This is a genomic window from Streptomyces sp. NPDC025273 (assembly GCF_040638585.1).
In the GTDB taxonomy this organism is placed as follows: Bacteria; Actinomycetota; Actinomycetes; order Streptomycetales; family Streptomycetaceae; genus Streptomyces; species Streptomyces cinereorectus.
In genome coordinates this window covers 370812-392374 of sequence record NZ_JBEZYP010000004.1, presented here as the reverse complement: position 1 = coordinate 392374, position 21563 = coordinate 370812, and the positions used below count along the sequence as shown (strand labels likewise).

The 21563-nt window shown below is 72.6% G+C and carries 18 protein-coding genes, 1 tRNA gene and 1 pseudogene; 5 read left to right on the top strand and 15 right to left on the bottom strand.

Annotated elements, in window-relative coordinates:
* Nucleotides 1–147 precede the first annotated feature (147 nt).
* Nucleotides 148–1173 carry a questin oxidase family protein gene (locus AB0F38_RS10595; protein WP_361889831.1) on the top strand — a complete coding sequence of 342 codons (1026 nt, stop codon included), beginning with the start codon at nucleotides 148–150 and terminating at the stop codon, nucleotides 1171–1173.
* Between the two features lie 56 nt (nucleotides 1174–1229).
* Here AB0F38_RS10595 and rbsD read toward each other — a convergent pair whose 3' ends face one another.
* The 5 genes from rbsD to AB0F38_RS10570 are packed head-to-tail and all read right to left on the bottom strand — an operon-like array spanning nucleotide 1230 to nucleotide 7150.
* Entirely contained in the window at nucleotides 1230–1619 is a 390-nt protein-coding gene (gene rbsD / locus AB0F38_RS10590) for a D-ribose pyranase (RefSeq protein ID WP_361889828.1), read from the bottom strand.
* Nucleotides 1616–2557: a ribokinase gene (locus AB0F38_RS10585; RefSeq protein ID WP_361889825.1), complete on the bottom strand. Its 942-nt coding sequence runs from the start codon at nucleotides 2555–2557 to the stop codon at nucleotides 1616–1618. The genes rbsD and AB0F38_RS10585 overlap by 4 nt, the downstream gene beginning before the upstream one ends.
* A gap of 30 nt (nucleotides 2558–2587) precedes the next feature.
* Nucleotides 2588–4555, bottom strand: a complete 1968-nt coding sequence (locus AB0F38_RS10580; protein ID WP_361889822.1) for a substrate-binding domain-containing protein — start codon at nucleotides 4553–4555, stop codon at nucleotides 2588–2590.
* The gene (locus AB0F38_RS10575) at nucleotides 4545–6116 is read right to left on the bottom strand and encodes a sugar ABC transporter ATP-binding protein (RefSeq protein WP_361889819.1); all 1572 of its coding nucleotides are present in this window, start codon (nucleotides 6114–6116) and stop codon (nucleotides 4545–4547) included. The genes AB0F38_RS10580 and AB0F38_RS10575 overlap by 11 nt, the downstream gene beginning before the upstream one ends.
* On the bottom strand, nucleotides 6113–7150 hold the full coding sequence (locus tag AB0F38_RS10570; RefSeq protein ID WP_361889816.1) for a LacI family DNA-binding transcriptional regulator: 1038 nt from the start codon (nucleotides 7148–7150) through the stop codon (nucleotides 6113–6115). Before AB0F38_RS10570 ends, AB0F38_RS10575 begins: the two co-directional genes overlap by 4 nt.
* A 744-nt stretch (nucleotides 7151–7894) precedes the next feature.
* On the opposite strand from AB0F38_RS10570, the gene AB0F38_RS10565 reads away from it, so the two are divergent.
* From AB0F38_RS10565 to AB0F38_RS10555, 3 genes are all read left to right on the top strand, one after another.
* Complete coding sequence (locus AB0F38_RS10565; RefSeq protein WP_361889813.1) at nucleotides 7895–8311, top strand: hypothetical protein; 417 nt, start codon at nucleotides 7895–7897, stop codon at nucleotides 8309–8311.
* Between the two features lie 144 nt (nucleotides 8312–8455).
* Nucleotides 8456–9046, top strand: a complete 591-nt coding sequence (locus AB0F38_RS10560; RefSeq protein WP_361889810.1) for a carbonic anhydrase — start codon at nucleotides 8456–8458, stop codon at nucleotides 9044–9046.
* An 8-nt stretch (nucleotides 9047–9054) separates the two neighbouring features.
* Nucleotides 9055–10542, top strand: coding sequence for a SulP family inorganic anion transporter (locus tag AB0F38_RS10555; protein WP_361889807.1), 1488 nt, complete (start codon nucleotides 9055–9057; stop codon nucleotides 10540–10542).
* A 130-nt stretch (nucleotides 10543–10672) separates the two neighbouring features.
* Here the strand turns inward: AB0F38_RS10555 and AB0F38_RS10550 are convergent.
* Nucleotides 10673–10760, bottom strand: a tRNA-Leu gene (locus tag AB0F38_RS10550).
* A gap of 192 nt (nucleotides 10761–10952) precedes the next feature.
* On the opposite strand from AB0F38_RS10550, the gene AB0F38_RS10545 reads away from it, so the two are divergent.
* Nucleotides 10953–12329, top strand: a complete 1377-nt coding sequence (locus AB0F38_RS10545; protein WP_361889804.1) for a DUF2254 domain-containing protein — start codon at nucleotides 10953–10955, stop codon at nucleotides 12327–12329.
* 86 nt (nucleotides 12330–12415) lie between these two features.
* Here the strand turns inward: AB0F38_RS10545 and AB0F38_RS10540 are convergent.
* The 9 genes and pseudogenes from AB0F38_RS10540 to AB0F38_RS10500 form a co-directional block, all read right to left on the bottom strand.
* Nucleotides 12416–12959 (bottom strand): annotated as a pseudogene (locus AB0F38_RS10540) (aldehyde dehydrogenase family protein); the annotation flags it as partial.
* 316 nt (nucleotides 12960–13275) lie between these two features.
* Nucleotides 13276–14328: a sugar phosphate isomerase/epimerase gene (locus tag AB0F38_RS10535; protein ID WP_361889801.1), complete on the bottom strand. Its 1053-nt coding sequence runs from the start codon at nucleotides 14326–14328 to the stop codon at nucleotides 13276–13278.
* Between the two features lie 42 nt (nucleotides 14329–14370).
* Nucleotides 14371–15777, bottom strand: coding sequence for a nucleotide pyrophosphatase/phosphodiesterase family protein (locus AB0F38_RS10530; RefSeq protein WP_361889798.1), 1407 nt, complete (start codon nucleotides 15775–15777; stop codon nucleotides 14371–14373).
* On the bottom strand, nucleotides 15774–16949 hold the full coding sequence (eboE, locus tag AB0F38_RS10525; RefSeq protein WP_361889795.1) for a metabolite traffic protein EboE: 1176 nt from the start codon (nucleotides 16947–16949) through the stop codon (nucleotides 15774–15776). The genes AB0F38_RS10530 and eboE overlap by 4 nt, the downstream gene beginning before the upstream one ends.
* A gap of 4 nt (nucleotides 16950–16953) precedes the next feature.
* Nucleotides 16954–17802: a TatD family hydrolase gene (locus AB0F38_RS10520; RefSeq protein WP_361889792.1), complete on the bottom strand. Its 849-nt coding sequence runs from the start codon at nucleotides 17800–17802 to the stop codon at nucleotides 16954–16956.
* Nucleotides 17802–18425, bottom strand: a complete 624-nt coding sequence (locus AB0F38_RS10515; RefSeq protein WP_361889789.1) for an EboA domain-containing protein — start codon at nucleotides 18423–18425, stop codon at nucleotides 17802–17804. Before AB0F38_RS10515 ends, AB0F38_RS10520 begins: the two co-directional genes overlap by 1 nt.
* The gene (locus AB0F38_RS10510) at nucleotides 18419–19282 is read right to left on the bottom strand and encodes a sugar phosphate isomerase/epimerase family protein (RefSeq protein WP_361889786.1); all 864 of its coding nucleotides are present in this window, start codon (nucleotides 19280–19282) and stop codon (nucleotides 18419–18421) included. Before AB0F38_RS10510 ends, AB0F38_RS10515 begins: the two co-directional genes overlap by 7 nt.
* A complete protein-coding gene (locus AB0F38_RS10505) occupies nucleotides 19279–20382 on the bottom strand; it encodes an SCO3242 family prenyltransferase (protein WP_361889868.1) in 1104 nt (367 codons plus the stop codon). Before AB0F38_RS10505 ends, AB0F38_RS10510 begins: the two co-directional genes overlap by 4 nt.
* A 5-nt stretch (nucleotides 20383–20387) precedes the next feature.
* Nucleotides 20388–21506 (bottom strand): inositol-3-phosphate synthase, encoded by a 1119-nt coding sequence (locus tag AB0F38_RS10500; RefSeq protein WP_361889783.1) that lies wholly within the window; start codon nucleotides 21504–21506, stop codon nucleotides 20388–20390.
* Between the last annotated feature and the right edge of the window lie 57 nt (nucleotides 21507–21563).

The window sequence follows — 21563 nt, the reverse complement described above, 5'->3', positions numbered from 1 at the left end:
GAGTCACGAACCTCCACCCACCTGATAGAGCGTCAGCAAACTAGACTCCAGAAAGGCCCTGTGACCAGGACAAATGGAGAAGCACGACTGGAGTATTAGGCCTTCGGACTGATACGCCGCCGGAGTGTCTCGCCTACCGTCCTCGCCATGACGGATACGACGGGCATGCTCGACGAAGCGCTCCAGCGACTGCACGGTTCGGGACCGGAGCGGCTCGGGCGGCTCACCAATCACGCGCCGATGGCCGTCGAGGCCCTGGCCGCTCACGGCCGGGCGGGGTCCGTGCACCGGTGGCTCGACCTGTACGCGCCCCGGCTCGAGGAGTTCCCGCGCAAGGTCGAGACCGTCACGGCCGCCAACTGGCGCTGCGCACTCAGCGACCCGCGCCGTGCCGCCGACTGGATCGACCACTTCTGCCGTGAGATCGCCGACCGGCCGTGGCGCGAGGTGCTCGCCGTGTGGTGGCCCCGTCTGCTGCCCGGCCTGTACGGAGGCTCGACACATCCGGTGATCCGGGTGGGCCACGCGGTGCGCGGCCTCCTGGCCGGCGAGGCCGGCGGGGTCACCGGGCCGCGTCTGGCCGAACTCGCCCACGGGCTCGGTTACTGGGCCGCCCGCTTCCACCCCGTCGACGGCCTCGCTCCGCTGCCCGGTGCCGACAGCGCGGCCGCCGCCCTAGACGCGGTCGCGCCGATCGCCGCACGGGACGGCGGCTTCCCCGCCCGGCTCGGCCGTGTCACGGGCCTGCCGGTGTGGGCGGCGGCGACCACGGACCCGGACGAGGCGCACCGCCGCCTCACCGAACTGGTGCGGGCGGCCACCCACCGGTACGCCACGCACGGCCACGGCGAGGCGACGATGCTGGTGCACGCGGCCACAGCCCCGAACGCGGTACTGCGCACGCTGCCCGCCCTCCCGCGTGTCCTGTGGGTCCCCAGCCTGCGGGCGGCCTGGACGGCGTCCGCGGCCGTGACCGCCATGTACGCACCCGACACGCCCGCCGCCTACAGCCCGCCGGGGACCTGTACCCCGGAGGAGGTCTTCGAGCGGGCCGTGGCGCACGGCGACGAGCACGTCATCAAGCTGACCGACACGGCCCTCGACGTCGGCGACGCACAGGCGCTGGCGGCGGCCCTTCGCTCCGTCGAGCTGAGCGAACCGTTGGTCGCCTGAGGAGCCGTGGGTGGGGCGGGGCAAAGCGCCCCGCCCCGGATCAGCACCGCCCCGGATCAGAAGAAGACCCCGCACCGCAGCAGCACGTTGGCGTACGGCCGGGCCTCTCCCGTCCGTACCACCAGCCGGGCACCGGCCGACAGTGCCTTGAGCTCCGCGTGCGGGACATGAGTGAGCGCGGGGAGGCGGGCCGCCAGGAGGCGGGCGGCCTGCGGGTTCACGTCGCGTACCTCCTCGGCCGCTGTCGCGGCCTCCACCACCAACTCGTCGAGCAGCCCGTCGAGCACCTCGGCGAAGGCCGGGACGCCGGCCCGGAAGGCCAGGTCGACGACCCGGGGGCCGGCCGGGACGGGCATGCCGACGTCGCAGACCAGGACGCCGTCGCCATGGCCCAACTCGGCCAGCGCACCGGCAAGATGGCGGTTGAGGATGCCTGACCTCTTCACAGCGCGGCCACCTCTTCCGCGGTGGGGAAGGATGCCTGCGCACCCCGTCCGGTGACGGCCGCGGCGCCCACCCTGACGGCGAACGCGGCGGCCTCGGTCAGCTCCTCGCCGAGGCCGAGGCGCCAGGCCAGGGCGGCGGTGAACGCGTCGCCCGCGCCCGTCGTGTCCAACGCGTCGACCTCGGGGCTCGGCACGCGTACGGGGTCGTCGCCGCGCCGGCTGTCGGCGACGAGGGCGCCCGCCGCGCCCAGGGTGACCACGACCGAACGCGGACCGTGCCGGAGCAGGGCGCGCGCCCAGTCCTCCGGGGCGGTGCCGGCCGTCTCCCCCAGGATGCCCAGGAGGTAGCGGGCCTCGTGCTCGTTGACCACGAGTGGGTCGCAGGCGCTGAGGACGTCCGCGGGCAGGGGCGCGGGCGGGGACGGGTTGAGGACGAGCCGGGTTCCGGGGGACAGGGCGCGGGCCGTCTCGGCCACGGTCTCCAGCGGGATCTCCAGCTGTACGGAGACGACCCGGGCCGCGTCGAAGAGGGGTGCTGCCGCCCTGATGTCCTCGGGGGTCAGCCGTGCGTTGGCGCCCGGGGAGACCACGATGCTGTTGTCGCCCGAGGGGTCGACCGTGATCAGGGCGACCCCGGTGGGCGCCCCGCCGACGAGGACTCCGCCGGTGTCGACGCCCGCCGCCCGCTGCGACGCGAGCAGCAGCCGGCCGTGGGCGTCGTCACCGACCCGGGCCAGCAGGGCCGTGCGGGCGCCGAGGCGGCCGGCGGCGACCGCCTGGTTGGCACCCTTGCCGCCCGGGTGGACGACGAGGTCGGTGCCGAGCACCGTCTCTCCCGGTGCGGGGCGGCGGTCGACGCCGACGACCAGGTCGGCGTTGGCCGAGCCGACGACCAGCAGGTCGTAGCGGGCGGGGGCGGAGTCCTCGTTCTCGTACATCTGTGGTGCTGCCTTCCTTGGGCCTGCGGGTCAGGAGAAGTCGGCGACGTTCTTCTGGGTGACGACCTTGACCGGCACCTTCACCATGCCTTCGATCTTCTCGTCGTCGGCGGCCCTGACCGCGTTCTGTACGGCGATCCTGCCCAGTTCCTTCGGCTGCTGGGCCACGGACGCGTACAGCGTGCCCGCCTCGACCGCCTTCAGGCCGTCCGGCGTGCCGTCGAACCCGACGACCGAGACGGACTTTCCGGCCTTGCCGCCGAGGGCCTTCGTGGCGCCGAGCGCCATTTCGTCGTTCTCGGCGAAGACACCGGTGATCCCGGGGTGCGACTGGAGCAGGTTGGTCATGACGTCCAGGCCCTTGGTCCGGTCGAAGTCCGCCGGCTGGGTGGCGACGACCTTGATGCCCGGGTACGCCTTGATGCCCTCGGCGAAGCCCGCGCCGCGCTCGCGGCTGGCGGAGGTGCCGGCGGTGCCCTGCAGGACGACGATGCTGCCCTTGCCACCGAGCTTGTCGGCGAGCGCCCGGGCGGCGAGCTTGCCGCCTGCCACGTTGTCGGAGGCGACGAGCGTCGCGGTCTTCGCCCCGTTGACACCGCGGTCCGCGGCGACCACGGGGATGCCGGCCTTGTTGGCGCTGCCGACCCCGGGCCCGACGGCGTCCGAGTCCACGGGGTTGACGATGATGGAGTTCACCCCGGAACTGGTGAAGTTCTGCAGCTGGTTGGCCTGCTGCGCGGCGTCGTTCTGGGCGTCGGTGACGGTGAGGTCGATCCCGGCCTTCTTCGCTTCGGCCTGCGCGCCCTCCTTCATCTGGACGAAGAAGGGGTTGTTCAGGGTGGAGAGCGACATGCCCACCTTGGTGGTGCCGCCGGAGGAGCCGGAGTTGAAGAACGTCACCGCCGCGATGACCGCGGCCACGCAGACCAGGGCGAGGCCGGCCTTCATCGCTCCCTTGCGGCCGGATCCCGGTGATCCGGGGGCGGCGGAGGAACCCGACGCGGAGACAGCACCTGATCCGGCCTTGCGGCGCAGGGTGTCCAGCAGCACCGCGAGGGCGATGACCACACCGATGACGACCTGCTGCCAGAACGCGGACACGGACAGGAGGTTCAGACCGTTGCGCAGCACGGCGAGGATGAGCGCGCCGATCAGGGTGCCGGACGCCTTGCCGACGCCGCCCGCGAGGCTGGCGCCGCCGATGACGACCGCGGCGATCGCGTCGAGTTCGTATCCCTGCGCGGCCTGCGGCTGTGCCGAGACCAGGCGGGAGGCGAGGACGATGCCCGCGACGGCGGCGAACAGCCCTGCCAGGGCGTAGATGACCAGCTTCTGCTTCTTGACGCGCAGGCCCGAGAGCCGTGCCGCTTCCTCGTTGCCGCCGATGGCGTACATGGAGCGGCCAATGTAGGTGCGGGCCAGGATGAGCGCGGTGAGCAGGCCCATCGCGATCATGACGAGGACCGGGACGGGGAGCCATCCGCCGAGCGTGTCGCCGAGTACGGAGACGGAGTCGGGGAAGGGAATCGGCCGGCCCTGGGAGATCACCAGGGACAGGCCGCGGGCGACCGAGAGCATGGCCAGCGTCGCGATGAACGGCGGGAGTTTCCCGTACGCGACGAGGGCGCCGTTGACGAACCCGCAGGCGATGCCGGTGGCGACGGCGAGGATGACGGCCAGCCAGACGGGGACGCCGTCGGACGTCGCCGACCAGGCGAGGACCGTCGCGGAGAGCGCGGCGACCGACCCGACGGACAGGTCGATGCCCGCGGAGACGATGACGAAGGTGACACCGAACGCGAGGATCGCGGTGACGGCGGCCTGCACACCCACGTTCAGCAGGTTCTGCGTGGTGAGGAAGTCGCCGGAGAGCAGCGACATCGCCACCAGCAGGACGACCAGTGCGCTCAGGGCGCCGTTGTCGAGCAGGAGGCGGCGGACCGTGTGTCCGGCGGTGCCGCCCGCGCCCGTCTTGCTCACAAGCGTGTCAGTGGCCACGGGGGCTCTCCTCTTCGTTCACTGCGTTCCCGGCGTCTTCCGCGGGAGTGGAGATGGGGGTGGTGAGGGTGGGTACGGCGCTGACGGCGAGGGCCATCACGGCGTCCTGGGTGGCTTCGTGCGCCGGGAGTTCACCGGCGATGCGGCCCTGGGCCATGACGAGCACCCGGTCGCTCATGCCGAGGACCTCGGGCAGGTCGCTCGAGATCATCAGGACCGCGTGACCGGAGGCGGTCAGCTCGTTGATGAGCTGGTAGATCTCGACCTTGGCACCGACGTCGATGCCGCGGGTCGGCTCGTCGAGGATCAGCACACGGGTGTCGGCGAGCAGCCACTTGCCGATGACGACCTTCTGCTGGTTGCCGCCGGAGAGCGTACGGACGTGCTGGCCGAGGCCCGCCATGCGTACGCCCAGCTGCCCGGCGATCCTCGCGGCGGCCGTGCGCTGTCCCTTGAGGTCGACGAGGCCGGAGCGGGTCGCGGAGCGCAGGGTGACGAGGCCGAGGTTCTCCTGCACGGAGGCGTCGAGGACCAGGCCCTGACCCTTGCGGTCCTCGGGGACGAGGCCGATTCCGGCGCCCATGGCGGCCGTCACGTCGTGCTTGCCGAGCCGCTCGCCGAGCACGTCCACGGTCCCGGCGTCGTAGGGGTCCGCGCCGAAGACGGCACGGGCGACCTCGGTGCGGCCTGCGCCGACGAGGCCCGCGAGTCCGACGACCTCGCCGGCCCTCACCTCGAAGCTGATGTCGTGGAAGACCCCGTCGCGGGTCAGTCCGCGCACGGAGAGCAGGGGCTCTCCGGTGTCCTGGCGTTCCCGGGGGTACTGCTGGTCGATGCTGCGGCCCACCATCTGCTGGACGAGCTCCGCCTCGGGGGTGGACGCGGGCACCTGGCCGACGCTGCGGCCGTCGCGCAGGACGGTGACGCGGTCGCCGAGCGCCGCGATCTCGTCGAGGTGGTGGGTGATGAAGACGATGCCGACGCCGTCCTCGCGCAGCTGCCGCACGATCCGGAAGAGCTTGTCGACCTCCTCGGAGGTGAGCACGGCGGTCGGCTCGTCCATGATCAGGACGCGTGCCTCAAGGCTGAGCGCCTTGGCGATCTCGACCATCTGCAGGCGGGCGATGCCCAGTTCGCGCACCTTGGCCCGGGGAGAGATGTGCAGGCCGACGCGGCGCAGGAGCACCTCGGCATCGGCTTCCATGCGCCGCCGGTCGATCATGCCGAGGCGGCGCGGCTGACGGCCGAGGAAGATGTTCTCGGCGACGGTCAGATCCGGAACCAGGTTGAACTCCTGGTAGATCGTGGCGATCCCGAGCTTCTCGGCGTCCTGCGCGCCGTGGATGCGGACCTCCTGCCCGTGGGCGAAGATCCGGCCGCTGTCGGGGCGGTAGGCGCCGGAGAGCATCTTGATGAGGGTGCTCTTGCCGGCCCCGTTCTCACCGAGCAGGACGTGGACTTCGCCGCTGCGCAGGTCGAAGTCGACGCTGTCCAGGGCGACCACGCCGGGGAAGGTCTTGCGTACGCCTTCGATGCGCAGCAACTCGACTGACTCGCTCACAAGTTGTTCCTCCGGTCCGATCGGTTCGGGATAGGTTCGCCCGCGGGCTCGCCGCAGGAGCTGCGGACGACGAGGCGGGCGGGCAGGGTGACGGACTGCGGGGGGCGGCCCTCGATGACGTCGACCAGCGCGCGGACGGCGGCGCGGCCGAGATCGCCGGTCGGCTGGGCGATCGCGGTGATCGGCGGTCCGGTGTGTACGAACCACGGGATGTCGTCGAAGGCGGCGAGGCCGACGTCCTCGGGGACCCGCAGGCCGTGGGCGCGGATGGCGTCCAGCGCGCCGAGTGCCATCAGGTTGTCGGCGGCGAACACGATCTCGGGCGGTTCGGGCAGCGAAAGGAAGTGCTCGGTGGCGCGCCGGCCGCTGTCCGCCTGGAAGTCGCCCTGGCCGATGTAGGCGTCGGGCAGCGCGAGTCCGTGGGTGCGCATCGCTTCCCGGAAGGCCTCGACACGCTCGTCGCCCGTGGTGGTGGCGGCGGGACCCGCGATGATGGCGAGCCTGCGGTGGCCGAGCGCGTACAGGTGGGCGACCAGGTCCTGGATGGCCCGGTGGCCGTCGGCGCGTACGACCGGGACGTCCACGCCGGGCATCCAGCGGTCCACGAAGACCATCGGGGTGCCGGTGCGCGCCACCTCCAGCAGCAGCGGGGAGTCGCCGTCGGCCGGTGAGACGAGGAGGCCGTCGATCCTGCGGTCCAGCAGGGTTCGGACGTGCTGGTCCTGCTGCTCGGGCCGCTCGTCGGCGTTGCCGATGATCACGCTGTAGCCGAGGGCGCGGGCCTCCTCCTCGACGGAGCGGGCGAGCGCGGTGAAGTACGGGTTGAGCACGTCGCTGATGACCAGGCCGAGGGTGCGGGTCTGATCGGTGCGCAGCGAGCGGGCCACGGCGTTGGGCCGGTAGCCGAGGGCGTCGACGGCCGCGAGGACGCGACCGCGCGCGTCCGGACTGACGGAGGGATGGCTGTTGAGGACGCGGGAGACCGTGGCGACAGAGACTCCTGCCTGGGCCGCGACATCCTTGATGCTCGCCATTTCCGGACCACCTCCTTGTGGTTTCCGTGAGCCTCGATCCATCGGACTGCGCCGTGGAATCGATTACACGGATGATTGGAAACGATTACATGGCTGAAATCAAGGCCCTCCCCAGGCTCCGAGACCGGATCGTGACGCGGCGGTCCGCACGCCTGCCCGCCCTGAGCGGCCCTCGGAATCACCGGGCGGCCGGGCCGCCGCCCAGCCCCGGGTGAGCGGCCAGGACCGCCTGGCCACGCCCCGCAGGGGGCAATCGCCCCGGGGTGCTCCACCGGAGCTGAAAAGCCGCCACGCATGTCCGAATACCTCCGTCCTGATGCCCCCGGATATTCGCGACAGCGCCGAGCGGCCTGGCGGCTCACCGAGTCCGCAGCGGACCGTCCGCCACCCGTGATGAATTCCGCACCGGATAATCCCGCCTCCAGAGACCCACACCCATGTGCGAATCACAGAGCCGCACATTCGAACAGGGAGTGACCATCAGGACGAATGGGGACGGGGGCGAGCAGCCGGGATGACCTGGCCGTACAGGCCCGGCAACGGAAACGCGCAGACGCCGCACCGCCCGACGGCGGGAGCTGGAAAGAGGCATCAATGGGCGCTCTGCCGCCCCATGGTCCTCGCCGCGCCAATTTCTCCCATTCACCCCGTGACTTTCGGACTCTTCACACGAGGTCAACTCCTCAGGCCTTTTCTCCTGTTAGCTTCGATAAGGGCGCAGACGAAGTCCGGAAGGAGGCTCAGGTGCGAGATGCGACGGCCCGGTTCGTGCTCACGACTCTGACCGCCCTCCTGCTGGCTCTGCAGTTCCCCGTCCCCACCCCGCTCCTCTCGTCCGCTCACCACGCCCAGGCCCCGGGTCCGCCGGAACGGCTCGCGGGCGGCACCCCGGGCGAAGTCGGGCACCACGCCGTACGGAAGTACGCGCCGTGCGACGGCACGGTCCACGACGGCGATGCCCACGGCCTTCTGCGCAACCGTGACCGCCACCACCGCACCGCGACCGGCTCCGCGACCGAGACGCTCGTGCGGTGCATCGTGTCGGACGACACCGCGGGACGGCGCCCGTTGGCGGCGCCTCTCGCGCCGGGCGGCACGCACCGCGCGTCGAGACCCTCGGCCTCCTCCTCTCCTGCCGCACTTCAGGTGTTCCGCTGCTGAGCCGGTCCACGGCGCGCACCGGCCCTGCCCGCACGCTTCGCACCTCCGGGTGCGCCGACGTGGTCATGCCGTCGCGCCCACCGGGACTCCCTCTCGCTCGTACACCGACGCGCCGCCGACGGCGCGCCAGGAGGAACCACAGGTATGCAAGCCCTCATCGATCACGCCCGATCCTTCCGCGAGCAGTCCACGCAGCGCCCCGAGGAGTTCGCCCGGCTGGCCCACGGCCAGTCCCCGCAGGTCCTGTTCATCACCTGCTCCGACTCCCGGGTCGTCCCCGCCCTCATCACCGGTGCCCGCCCCGGTGAGCTCTTCGAACTGCGCACCGCGGGCAACATCGTCCCCCCGTACACCGCCGGCCGGCCCACGGGCGAGGCCGCCACCGTCGAATACGCGGTGGAGGTGCTCGGGGTCACGGACATCGTCGTCTGCGGGCACTCGCACTGCGGGGCCGTCACCGCACTGGTGCGTGGTGACGACCTGACCGCGGTCCCCGCCGTCCGCGACTGGTTCGCGCACGCGACCCCCCGGCCCGAGGGGGAGGCGGAGGACCCGTCCGTCGCCGAGGCCGTGAAGAACCACCTGCTGACGCAACTGCTGAGGCTGCGGTCCTATCCGTGCGTCGACACCCGTCTGACGGCGGGCCGGCTACGTCTGCACGGGTGGTTCTACGAGGTGCACACGGGAGCGGTGCAGGCCCACGACGTGCACTCCGACACCTTCCAGACGCTGTGAGGGCCGCCGTGGGCGACCGCGCGGCCTTTCCCCATCTGCGGCAGGACCTCGCCGCCTCGATCGTCGTGTTCCTCGTCGCCCTTCCGCTGTGCGTGGGCGTCGCCGTGGCCTCCGGCGTTCCGGCGGAGCTCGGGCTGATCACGGGCATCGTCGGCGGCGTCCTCACCGGCATGATGCGCGGCAGCAGTCTTCAGGTCTCCGGTCCGGCCGCCGGTCTGACCGTGCTGGTCTTCGAGGCCGTCCAGACCTTCGGACTGGCCACGCTCGGGGTGATCGTGCTGGCCGCGGGGCTGCTGCAGCTCGCCATGGGCGCCCTGAAGCTGGGGCGCTGGTTCCGGGCGATCTCCGTCTCGGTCGTCGAGGGCATGCTCGCCGGGATCGGACTGGTGCTCATCGCCGGCCAGCTCTACACCGCGGCCGGTCTGCAGGCACCGGTCTCCGGCACCGGCAAGGTGGCCGGGCTTCCCGAAGCCCTGGCCGGTGCCGTCACCGACACCGGAACCCTGGTGTCGCTCGCGCTGGGCGTGGCGACGATGACGGTGATGGCGCTGTGGAGGCGCATGCCGGCGCGGGTACGTGCCGTTCCGGGCGCACTCGCCGCCGTCGTGCTGGCCACGCTCGCCTCCCTGGTGTTCAGCCTGCCGGTCGCCACGGTCGAGGTGCAGGGCCTGCTCGGCGCCATCCAGTTCCCCGGGCTCGACACCCTCGGCCGGCTCGCGAGCCTGAGCGTGCTGGGGACCGTTCTGGCCTTCACCCTGATCGCCTCCGCGGAGAGCCTGTTCAGCGCGGCCGCGGTCGACCGGCTGCACGACGGACCGCGCACCGAGTACGACAAGGAGCTCATGGCCCAGGGAGCCGGCAACACCGCGTGCGGGCTGCTCGGAGCACTGCCGATGACCGCGGTCATCGTGCGCAGCTCCGCCAACGTCCAGGCGGGCGCGAAGACCAAGGCCTCCCGGGTCCTGCACGGGGTGTGGCTGCTGCTCTTCGCGGCGTTGCTGCCGTCGGTCCTCGGGCTCGTCCCGCTGCCCGCCCTGGCCGGGATCCTCATCCACGCGGGCTGGAAGCTGATTCCCCTGCGCACCCTCGCGACGCTGTGGCGCAGGCACCGGGGCGAGGCCCTGATCCTGGTGGTCACGGCCGGGGCGATCGTCACCGTGAACATGTTCGAGGGCGTCCTGATCGGTCTGGCCCTGTCCGTGGCCAAGACGGCCTGGGACGCCTCGCACATCAGGCTGGACGTCGTCGACACGGGCACGGGTCCTGTCCAGGCGTACCTGTCCGGCAACGCGACCTTCCTGCGGTTGCCGAAAATACTCGACAGCCTGGAGGCCCTGCCCCAGGACCGGCCCATCGAGCTGGACCTCACCGGGCTGCACCACCGGGACCACGCGTGCCGCACGGCGCTGGAGAACTGGGCGGCCCGGCACAGCTCCCCCGGGACCGAACCCGTGCACCTGACGGAACCGGCGCCCGCGAGTACCACCTCCGGCTGACACCGGGCGAGCGCCGACCACCCGGCCCCGGGGGTGTGGTCGGGGCTCGCCCGCCCCTGGACGGAAGCAGGCGGCCGGGCACCAGGCCTCCCCGGAACGCGAAAGAACCCCACCGTGGTGGGGTTCCTGCTGGTGTCCGAGGGGGGACTTGAACCCCCACGCCCGATAAAGGGCACTAGCACCTCAAGCTAGCGCGTCTGCCATTCCGCCACCCGGACAAGGTGTCTGCCGTTCACGAAGCGTTCCCCGTGGCGACAAAGAAAACAATACCAGGGGTTTCGAGTGCCTCTCACCTGCGTTTTCGGTGGTCAGTGCGGTGCGGGCGGACGATCGGCCCCGCCCGGAGCCGATGCGCGTACGTTCCGTGGCGTGCCGCACACGTGGCGTGGCCGGAGGCTACCTTCGCGGGCATGAGCGGCAGCAGCGGGACGGGTGGCGCGGGCGGGACGGGTGGCACGGGCGGGATCAGCGGCACGGGTCGGCGAGCCCTCCGGCACCCCCACGCCCTGGCCTCCCTGCGGGAGGGGCTGCGGGACACGTTCTGGTTCGCGCCGACCGTGGGACTGCTGTGCGCCTTCGTGCTGTGGTGGGGTCTCGCCGAGGTCGACGCGAGGATCGTCGCCCATCTGCAGAGGGAGCGGGCGTACGAGGAGCTCGGGGATCTCATCGCCGTCGTCGTGGACGCCCGGACGATCGTCACGACGATCAGCTCGGCGATGATGACGTTCATCGGTGTCGTCTTCAGCATCTCGCTGGTGGCCGTGCAGATGGCGAGCGGGCAGCTCACCCCGCGGGTGGTGCGGATCTTCGTACGGAGCCGGATCAGCAAGCTGACGCTGACGGTGTTCCTGGCGACGTTCGCGTTCTCGTTGCTGGTGCTCTCCTCGTACGAGGGCGGGGCCGCACCGGATCCGCGGCGTGTCACCTCGGTGCCGCTCCTGCAGAGCCTGCTGACGCTCGGCATGGTCGGGCTGAGCCTGCTGCTGTTCATCGCATACGTCTCGTCCACCCTGAGGCTGATGCAGGTCGGGCCCGTCCTGGACCACATCGCCCGTGAGTCGTTCCGGGCACTGGGGCGGCAGAGCGGCGGGGAGCCGTTCGACGGGGCGCCGCTCGCCGCGGAGGCGGTGCGGCTCGTGCACCGGGAGCGGGCGGGGGTGCTGCGGAGCGTGAATGTGGCGCGGCTGGTGCGGGCCGCGCGCCGTCAGGGCGTCGTCCTGCGGCTGGTTCCGCGGATCGGGGACTTCGTGGTGCCGGGCACGCCGGTGCTGGCCGTGCACGGCGCGGCCGCGCCCCCTCCGTACGCGCTGAGGTACACCGTCGCCGTGGGGGTCGAGCGCACAACGCACCAGGACCCGGCCTTCGGGCTGCGGCAGTTGTCGGACATCGCGCTGAGGGCGTTGTCCGCGTCGGTGAACGATCCGACCACCGCGGTGCAGTGCCTCGACCGGATCGTGCAGTTCCTGTCGGTCGCGGTGTACCTGCCGCTCGGTCCGGTGCACCACCGGGACGGGCGGGGTGCGGTACGGCTCGTCCAGGAGGTGCCGGGGTGGACGGAGCTCGTGGATCTGGCCTTCGAGGAGATCCGGGGGTGCGCGGCCGGCAGCCCGCAGGTCACACGGCGGCTGCTCGCCGGAATCGACGATCTGCTGCTGCTCGCGGCCGAGGAGCGGCGCAAGCCGCTGCTCAGGCACCGTGCGCTCCTGGTGGAGGCGGTGGAGCGGACGGTGCCCGAGGCGGCCGGGAGGGCGTTCGCGCTGCACCCGGACCGTCAGGGGATCGGCTGACCCCTCCGGCCGGTCACGGCATGAGGTGGTGGTCCGGGAAGTTGCCCGGCAGCCGCTCCCCCGGCGGGCCCTGGGTCACGGCCCGTAACGAGCATCGCGTGGACCAGCACGGACATGGGGTAGTTCCAGCTGGCGATGTCGGAGACCGGGCCCGGGAGGGGGGTGGAGGGGGGTGCGGCCGGCCAGGAGCCGCTCGATGTGTCCGGTGTACCAGCGGACAGCGTCGATGGCGCGGTCCACGTCGGCCTGGGTGAGGCGCCACGGCTTCCCGATCTCCCAGACCAGGAGGAGGGCGAGGAGCTCACGGTGCTCGGTGAGGGCTTCGAGGGTGGCGCACACACGGGCGCGGCGTTCAGGGAGCGGGATGTGGGGCCAGGCACGGTGCTGGTCGAGGGAGGCCCGTACGGCCTGGTGGGCGGTCGCCGCGTCCAGGCGGGGCGGGCCTGCGACGGGGGTGTTGTCGACGGGACTGGTGGCGGGGAGGGTGCGGCCGTCCTGGTGCCAGGTGGCGACCCACAGGTTGCGGACACGGTCGTCCAGGAAGGCCTCGGGTGCGGCGGCGCGGGCGCGCTGCCAGGCTTCGGGCCAGGTGGTGCGGGGCTTGAGGGCGAGGGTGGTCGTGGGTTTCATGGGTCTTCGCTTTGGGGTGCGTGGGCGGGGGCGGTCGAGGTGCCGGGGAGGTCCGGGGCGGGTGGGGCGCCCGCGGCGGGCGTGTTCCCCGCCCCTTTCCCGTGACGGGGGCTCCGCCCGAGACCGTCAAGCGCCGGACAAGCGGGAGTTCGTGTCCTGACCCCCGGAGCCTGGGACGTCCTCGAGCGCCTGACGGTCTCGTGCGCTGGGGCTCGTAGCCGTTGCTCCACCGGTCGTGCCGTTCCCGTCACACACGTGTCCGGCGGTGCGGAGACCCGGAGGAGAACCGGGTCCCCGCATCGCCGCCCGTCCACCGTCAGTCGCCGCAGCGGCCGGACCGCAGCGAGTGCAGGTGCTCGCTGGACCTGCGGGCGAAGGCGAAGGACTCGACCGGGTTGTCGTGCTCGGTCTGCCAGTGGTGGTAGGTGCGGCCCCGGTGCGTCCGCTCGGTGACGCGGCTCAGGAACGTCTTGTAGTCGATGTCGCCGTCACCGACGTCCGACATGCGGTAGCCGTCGCGGGCCGTGTCGTCCCTGATGCCGTCCTTGACGTGGAACAGCGGGTAGCGGTCGGGCTGCTGGAGCACGTAGTCGACGGGGTCGAAGGGGGCGGGGGTGCCATCGGCCTTCTTGCCGAAGCGGAACTGGGCGGCGAAGGCCCAGTAGATGTCCATCTCCAGGTAGACCAGGTCGGGGTCGGTCTCGGCGAGGAGGACGTCGTAGAGGCGTACGCCGGGACGGTCGGTGGCGAAGGAGAACTCCTCCGCGTGGTTGTGCTGGTAGAACTTCATGCCACGCTCGCGGGCCGCGGCTCCGTAGGTGTTGAAGTCCTCGGCGGCACGCTTCCAGCCGTCCACGGTGGAGCCGTAGCGGAACGGCCCGGAGGCGGTGCCTATGTGCTTGAGGCCGAGGGCCTCGGCCTCGTCGAGCACCTTGGTGAGGTTCTGGGCGAAGGTGTACGCGCCGGGGTTGTGGTCGTCGTAGTAGCCGACGTGGCTGCCGATGGGATTCAGCCCGTGGTCCTCGGCCAGCCTCTTGAGCTGGGCGAGGGTGAGGGCGCCGGCCGAGCCCTGGGTGTATCCGGCGAACTCGATCTCGTCGTAGCCGTACTTCTCCAGTTCGGCGAAGACGGGGGCGAAGCCGAGGGTGGAGACCTTGTCACGGAGGCTGTAGAGCTGGATGCCGAGGCGGCCGGGTGGCAGGACGGCACGGCCCTTGCCGTGGTCGTGGCCTCGGCCCGGCCTGCTGCCTGACGCCTGGGCGGTCGCGGCGCCGAGGAGGGTGGCGGCCGTGGCTCCGGCGGCGACGCCCAGGACGTTGCGGCGGCTGAGTCTGCGCGAGAGTTCGGGGTCCTTCGGGGTGCGGCTCATGATCAGGTATCTCCTGTGTGGGTGCGCGGGCGGGGCGGTCGGTCAGTGCAGTCCCGCAAGCTGGAGGAGCAGGGACTTCACTTCGGTGGCCTGGACTCGGCCGGTGAAGGCGTGGGGGGCGGAGCAGAGGATGAGCGGACCTTCGTCGTCGCTCGCGGGGAGGCGGCCGTGGCTGCCGCGGACAGGCGAGGGATCCAGCGGGACGACCGCCATGCGGTAGCGCATGCCGAGCTTCTTGCGGGCCACCGCCGTGGCGGCCTTCACCCGGACATAGGGGTCCTGGGGGTCCATGAAGAGTTCGACGGGGTCGTAGCCGGGCTTGCGGTGGATCTCGACGAGCTGCGCGAAGTCGGGCGCGCGCGCGTCGTCGAGCCAGTAGTAGTACGTGAACCAGGCGTCCTTCTCGGCGACGGCGACGAGCTCCCCGGAGCGGGGGTGGTCCAGATGGTGGGCCTTCTTGCCCTCGTCGTCGAGGAGCTGCTCGATGCCGGGCAGGTCCGCGAGGGCTTCCCGGGTGGCCTCCAGGTCCTCGGGGCGGCGTACGTAGACGTGGGCGAGCTGGTGGTCGGCGACGGCGAAGGCCCGGGAGGCCATCGGGTCGAGGTACTCCATGCCGTCCTGGGTGTGGACCTCCAGCAGCCCGGCGCGGCGCAGGGCGCGGTTGATGTCGACGGGCCGGTCGACGCGGGTGATCCCGTACTCGGAGAGCGCGACGACGGTACGGCCCCCGGCGCGCGCGTCATCCAGGAGCGGTGCCACGGCCCGGTCGAGGTCGGCGGCCGCCCGGTGGGAGCGGGGGTCGTCGGGGCCGTAGCGCTGGAGGTCGTAGTCGAGGTGCGGGAGGTAGCAGAGGGCCAGGTCGGGGGTACGGGTGGCGAGGATGTGCCGGGTCGCGTCGATGATCCACTGCGAGGAGACGAGGTCGGCGCCGGGGCCCCAGAAGTGGAAGAGGGGAAAGGTGCCGAGCGTGTCGGTGAGCTCGTCGTGCAGGGCGGGGGGCCGGGTGTAGCAGTCGGGTTCCTTGCGGCCGTCGGCGTAGTACACGGGGCGGGGGGTGACGGTCCAGTCGGTGCCGGCGCCCATCGCGTACCACCAGCAGATGTTGGCGACGGTGTAGCCGGGGTGGGCGCGCCGGGCGGCGTCCCAGAGCTTGTCGCCCTCGACGAGTCCGTTGTGCTGGCGCCACAGGAGGACGTCGCCGAGCTCGCGGAAGTACCAGCCGTTGGCGACGATGCCGTGTTCGGCGGGGGTGGTGCCGGTGAGGAACGTGGACTGGGCGGCACAGGTGACGGCGGGCAGGACGGTGGAGAGGGGGGCCTGTGTGCCGGTTCCCGCCATGGCCCGGAGGTTCGGCATGTGCTCCAGCAGCTGGGGGGTGAGCCCGACGACGTCGAGGACGAGGAGCGGGGTGGGCGAGTGCGTGTGCGTGTGCGTGTGCGTGTGCGTCAAGGGAGCTCCTTCAGCCCGAGGTCGGTCAGGAAGTCGCGGGCGAGGGTGAGTTCGGCGGCGATGCCGTCGGCGAGCTGGGAGCGGGTGCGGGGCCGCAGTCCGGCCGGGAGCGCCTGCCAGGTGTACGTCTCGACCTCCAGATGCCGGGTCAGGGGCTGCGGTCCGCCGACGAGCCGCGTCAGCGCGGACCTCAGTACGGGGAGCGTGGAGGTGAGCGGGGGCGCGGGCGGTGCGTGCAGGGGTACGTGGAAGTGGGAGCGCCAGGGGGTGCTGTCGGGGAGGGCCCCGCCGGACACGGCTTCGTCGAGGTCGTCGGTGCCGCGCAGGCCCGCTGCCGTGAGGGTGCGGGTCTGGTGCAGGAAGCGGGGCTCGGCGAAGGCGCCCAGCGCGGCCCGGACCTCCGGCAGGTGGGGGTGTTCCGCATGCAGGGCCGCGGAGAGCTGGGCCTTGGCGACGTGGACGCCGGCCGCGTCCAGGGCGTCGAGTGCGGAGTCCGGGTCCTCGAAGGAGGTGGCGAGATGGCAGGTGTCGACGCAGATGCCGATGCGGTCGTGGCCCACACCGGTGAGGGGTGCGATGGCGTCGGCGGTGGTCTCCACGGTGCATCCCGGTTCGGGTTCGAGGCCGATCCTGATGGACTTCCCGGTCAGTTCGGCGAGGGCGTCCAGCCGCTGCGCGAGGGTGACCAGGGCCTTCTGTGCGGTGCCCGCCGCGGTGGGGTCGTCGGCGAACGGGGTGCGCCAGGCGATCGGCAGGGTGGAGATGGTGCCCTCGGTGACGTCGTCGGGCAGCAGGGCGGCGAGGAGCCGGGCCAGGTCGGTGGTGTGGGCGAGCCGCTCGGGGTCGGTCCAGTCCGGTGTGTAGACGCGGTACTTGACCTCCTGGGCCCCGAATCCCTCGTAGGGGAAGCCGTTCAGGGTGACCACTTCGAGGCCGCGGTGCTCCAGCTCGGACCTCAGGGAGCGCAGCGCGGACGGGTCGTCGGTCAGGGCGCGCGCGGCGTCCTTGGCGAGCCAGAGTCCGATGCCGAGGCGGTCCCGGCCGAGCCGTCTGCGTACGGGCTCGCAGTGGTCGCGGAGCTGGGCACGGACTCCGTCGAGGTTCTCGGCCGGGTGCACGTTGGTGCAGTAGGCGAGGTGGACCGTGGAGCCGTCGGGGTGGCGGAAGCGCATCGGGTCACTCCCCGCCCCGGAGGATGGAGTTGCCCTCGTGGAGCGGGCCGGGTGCGGCGGTGTCGAGCTGGAGCCGGCCGCTCTGCCCGTAGAAGGCGACGGGATTGCGCCAGAGCACCTTGTCGACGTCGTCCTCGTCGAACCCCGCCTCCAGCATGGCGTCGCCGACCTTGCGGGTCTTCAGCGGGTCGCTCCTGCCCCAGTCGGCGGCCGAGTTGACGAGGATACGGTCGGTGCCGTGGTTCCTGAGGACGGCGACCATGCGGTCCTCGTCCATCTTGGTGTCCGGGTAGATGGAGAAGCCGGCCCAGCAGCCGCTGTCAAGGGCGTCCTGGACGGTCGTCTCGTTGAGGTGGTCGAGCAGGACGAGCTCGGGGCGGAGGTCCGATTCGCGGACGACGTCGATGGTGCGGTGCAGACCGGCGAGCTTGTCGCGGTGCGGGGTGTGGACGAGCGCGGGCAGGCCGTGGTCGGCGGCGAGCTGGAGCTGGGCGGCGAGCGCGGTGTCCTCGGCCGGGGTCATGGAGTCGTAGCCGATCTCGCCGACGGCGACGACGGAGTCCTTGACGAGGTAGCGGGGCAGGGCGTCCAGGACCGGGGTGCAGCGGGGGTCGTTCGCCTCCTTGGGGTTCAGGGCGATCGTGCAGTGGTGGGCGATGCCGTACTGCGAGGCGCGGAAGGGCTCCCAGCCGAGCAGCGCGTCGAAGTAGTCGAAGAAGCTGGCGGACGAGGTGCGGGGCTGCCCGAGCCAGAAGGAGGGTTCCACGAGGGCGCGCACTCCGGCGTCGTACATCGCCCGGTAGTCGTCCGTGGTGCGGGAGGTCATGTGGATGTGGGGGTCGAAGATGCGCATCAGGACTCCTCCGTGGGGGCGGGGGCGGGGGCCGTGAGATCCAGGACGACCCACAGACCGGCGGGGACCGGGCGGCCCGCCGCGGTGCGTTCGGCCGCGAAGTCGCGGAGCATGCGGGCCAGTTCCGCGTCATCGCGGGCTCGGCGGCCGAGCTCGGCGACGGCCTCGACGGAGACTTCGGTGAACAGGCACTTGAGCACCGCATGCCGCCAGGCGTGCGCGTCCAGGTGGGCCGCGGCGTACGGGCCGACGGCCGCGGCGACGAGCCGGGTGTCGTTGGTGCGCAGGGCGTCCTCGACGAGTGGGAGGGCGGTGGCGCCGAGGTCCAGCCGGTGCAGGGTGAGCAGGACGGCCCGGCGCTCGGCGGCGGTGCCCCGCTCGTAGAGCCTGGTCACGGCGGGCAGCCCGGCTCGGGCTTCGAGGAGCAGCAGTGCGCGTACGGAGTCGGCGTGTTCGAGTCCGCAGTGCCGGCCCGCGGAGGCGAACCGCAGCTCCCAGGGCGGGGTGCCCGTGTCGGTGCCGGGGTGTGCGGCGGCGTGGGCGGCCTCGGCGAGCGCCTCGTCGAGCCAGGCTCTGGCCGCTCCGCGCAGCAGAGCGTCGAGTTCCTTGCGGCTGATCAGCACGCGGCGGCTCCGTTCGTGGCTCTGACGGCGCTCCGCAGGAACTGCAGTGAGATGCGGGCGAGTTCGGGTCCCGCGTGGGAGTGGCGGGGCAGTTCGACGACGGTGAGTCCGCCGTACCCGGTGGCGGCGAGGGCTTCGAGCACGGGCGGGAAGTCGATCTCGCCGTCGCCGAACGGCAGGTGCTCGTGGACGCCGCGTCGCATGTCCTCGATCTGGACGTGTCGCAGCCAGGGAGCGGCCGCCTTGACGCAGTCGGCGGGCGGGGCTGGTTCCAGGCACTGGCAGTGGCCGATGTCGAGGGTGAGCCCGAGGGGTTCCGGGTCGCCGAGGAGCGTGCGCAGGTGGTGGAAGTCGGCGAGTGTCGCGAGGAGGTGGCCCGGCTCGGGCTCGATGGCGAGGGGGATGCCGGCGCGGGTGGCGGCGTCCAGTACGGGGGCGAGTGCGTCGGTCAGCCGTTGCCAGGCCGTGTCGGTGGTGGTGCCCGGCGGGGTGATGCCGCTGAAGCAGTGCACGGCGTGCGCACCCAGGTCGGCGGCGACGGCGACGGCCCGGGTGAGCAGCGCGGTGCGGGTCGCACGGGCTTCGGGGTCGGGGTCCAGGAGCGACGGGCCGTGCTTGCGTCGCGGGTCGAGGACGTAGCGGGCGCCGGTCTCGACGGTCACGCCCAGACCCAACTCGGCGAGCCGGTGGGCCACATGACGGGTGCGTGCGGCGAGGTCGGGGGCGAGGGGGTCGAGGTGCATGTGGTCGAGGGTCAGCCCGACCCCGTCGTAACCGAGGTCGGCGAGGAGCCCGAGGGCGTCGTCGATGCGGAGGTCGGTCAGGCCGTTGGTGCCGTAGCCGAGTCGGAGGCTCAAGTGAGGCTCACCTTCCGTGCGAGCGAGCGGGCGAGCGGTACGAGCCCCATGACGGCGAGCCCGCCGAGGGACGACCCGGCCCGCGCGGCCAGTGCGGCCTGCAGCGGGATCATGGCCCGGATGCCGCCGCCGACGGCGCGCTGGGTGAGGGGCGGGGACGGGTTGAGGGCCGCGTGGAGCAGGGGTGGCGCCGCGGTGCGGAGGTAGGCGCCGGCGAAGGCGGTGCGGAGGAGCCGGTCCGGGGTGGCCCGGCTGTGCCGGTGCGCCCGGTGCTCGTGTAGGACGGCGGCACCGAGCGCCACGGTCGCGGCGAGGGCGGCGAGCGGTGCCGTCGTCGAACCGCCCTGCGCCTCGTGGCGGGAGACGGAGGTGACGGCGTAGGTGTGCGCGCCGAGCAGCAGGGCGGCGGGGAGCGCGGCGCGGGGGGCCACCGGAACACAGACGGAAGGGGAGGCGGAAGCCGGGCCCTTGCCGGCGCGGGCCGGTTGCGCCGCCCGGGCGGGCCGCCGCGTCGACGGCCCGCCTGCGCTGCCGCGTCCTGCGGTCGCCGTCGCGCCGAGCAGCAGGTCCAGGGTGCGGGCCGCCGCCATGGCCGCCGGGCCCGCCTGCGTGTGCTTCAGGTGCAGGTCGTACGCCCAGACGGTGGCCGCGAGGCCCGATGCCAGGGCCAGGGCGGGGCGTCCGGCGCGGGCGGCCAGGGCCAGGCCCGTCGCGGTGAGGGCACCCGCCGCGACCAGGGCCGCGCCCGGCGCGACGCGCCCGGAGGGAATCGGGCGGTGCGGGCGGTCGACGGCGTCCTCGTCGCGGTCCGCCCAGTCGTTGAGGGCCATCCCCGCCTCGTACAGACACAGGGACGCGCCGACCGCCAGGGCGGTCCCGCGGTTCGGGCGGCGGCCGATCGTGGCGGCCCCGGCCACCGCGTCGCCGGGGACGCTGAACAGCGCCGACACCCGCAGCAGCTCCGCCCAGGCGCGGAGCGTGGCGCGGGGGCGGGGCCTGTCCGGTGCGGGCGCAGTCCCGCCCGCACCGGACAGGCGGTCCGGGGGTGCCGCCGCACGGGCGCCGAGCAGCGCCGGTGCCGGGGCGGCGAGCGGCCACAGCGGCCTCACCGGGCGGCCCGCAGCCGCTCCGCGAAGGCCAGCAGCACCGCGTACTGCTCGGACAGCGCGGCCGGGCCGCCGTCCGGGTCCTTGAAGTAGAAGCCCAGCTCCGGGCGCGCCCCCGTCAGCCCGCTCTCATGGGCGCGGGCCATCAGCCGGGCCAGGTCCAGGATCAGCGGGGCGGCCAGCGCCGAGTCGCAGCCCTGCCAGATCGTCTGGAGGATCATCCGCGAGCCGAGAAAGCCGTCGAAGGCGATGTGGTCCCAGGCCGTCTTCCAGTCCCCCATCGCCGGGACGTCGTCGATGTGGACCTCGCCCTCAGGAGCGGCCCCGAGGGTGTCGGCGAGTACGCGTTCCTTGCCCGCGTTCTTGGCCGCGGCGGCGGCCGGGTCGGCCAGCGCCGCTCCGTCCCCGCCGCCCAGCAGGTTCGTGCCGGACCACGCCCGTACCGGCAGGGCGCGCTGGACGAACATCGGGGCGAGCACGGAGCGGAGCAGCGTCTGGCCTGTCTTGCCGTCGCGTCCGGCGTGGGGAAGTCCGCAGGTGTCGACGGCGTCCTGGAGCCGTGGGCTGCGCAGGCCCGTGGAGGGGGTGAAGTTGACGTACGGGCAGCCGGCCCGGAGGGCGGCGGCGGCGTAGAGGGAGCTGGCGGGCAGGCGGGTGTCGTCCTCGGCGGGGGCGGGCTCGGTCGAGGCGACGTTGATGACGACGGTGCGGGCCAGGTCGTGGCGCCGGGCGAAGTCGGTGAGGTCGGCGGCGAACACGGCGACGATCTCCTCGTCGGTGCGGGTGTCGCCGGGGTGGGGCCCGCCGGGACGTATCTCCGCGTCGGCGGTGGCGAGTTCGGCCCGCACGGCGGAGGGGAGTCCGTGCGGGAGCACTCCGCCGGCCGCCAGGGCCTCGGCCCGCTTGGGCAGCGGGCAGTCGAGGGTGTCGTGGCCGCCGAAGACCAGGGAGGTCAGGGGCGGTAGCCCGGTGTCGGCGAAGGGTGGTGTCTCGGTGACCATGCCGGTCGCCGGGTGGAGGCCCGCCGCGATGGCGGCGCACCCCGCGGTGGCGGTGGTGGCGACGGAGCCGCGTGCTCCGATGAACCAGACTCCGGTACGGACGGCATGTGCGGTCACGGGCTGCCTCCCTGGGGGGACGAAGAGGGGATGGTGGACGGGGGGCGGGGAAGGCGT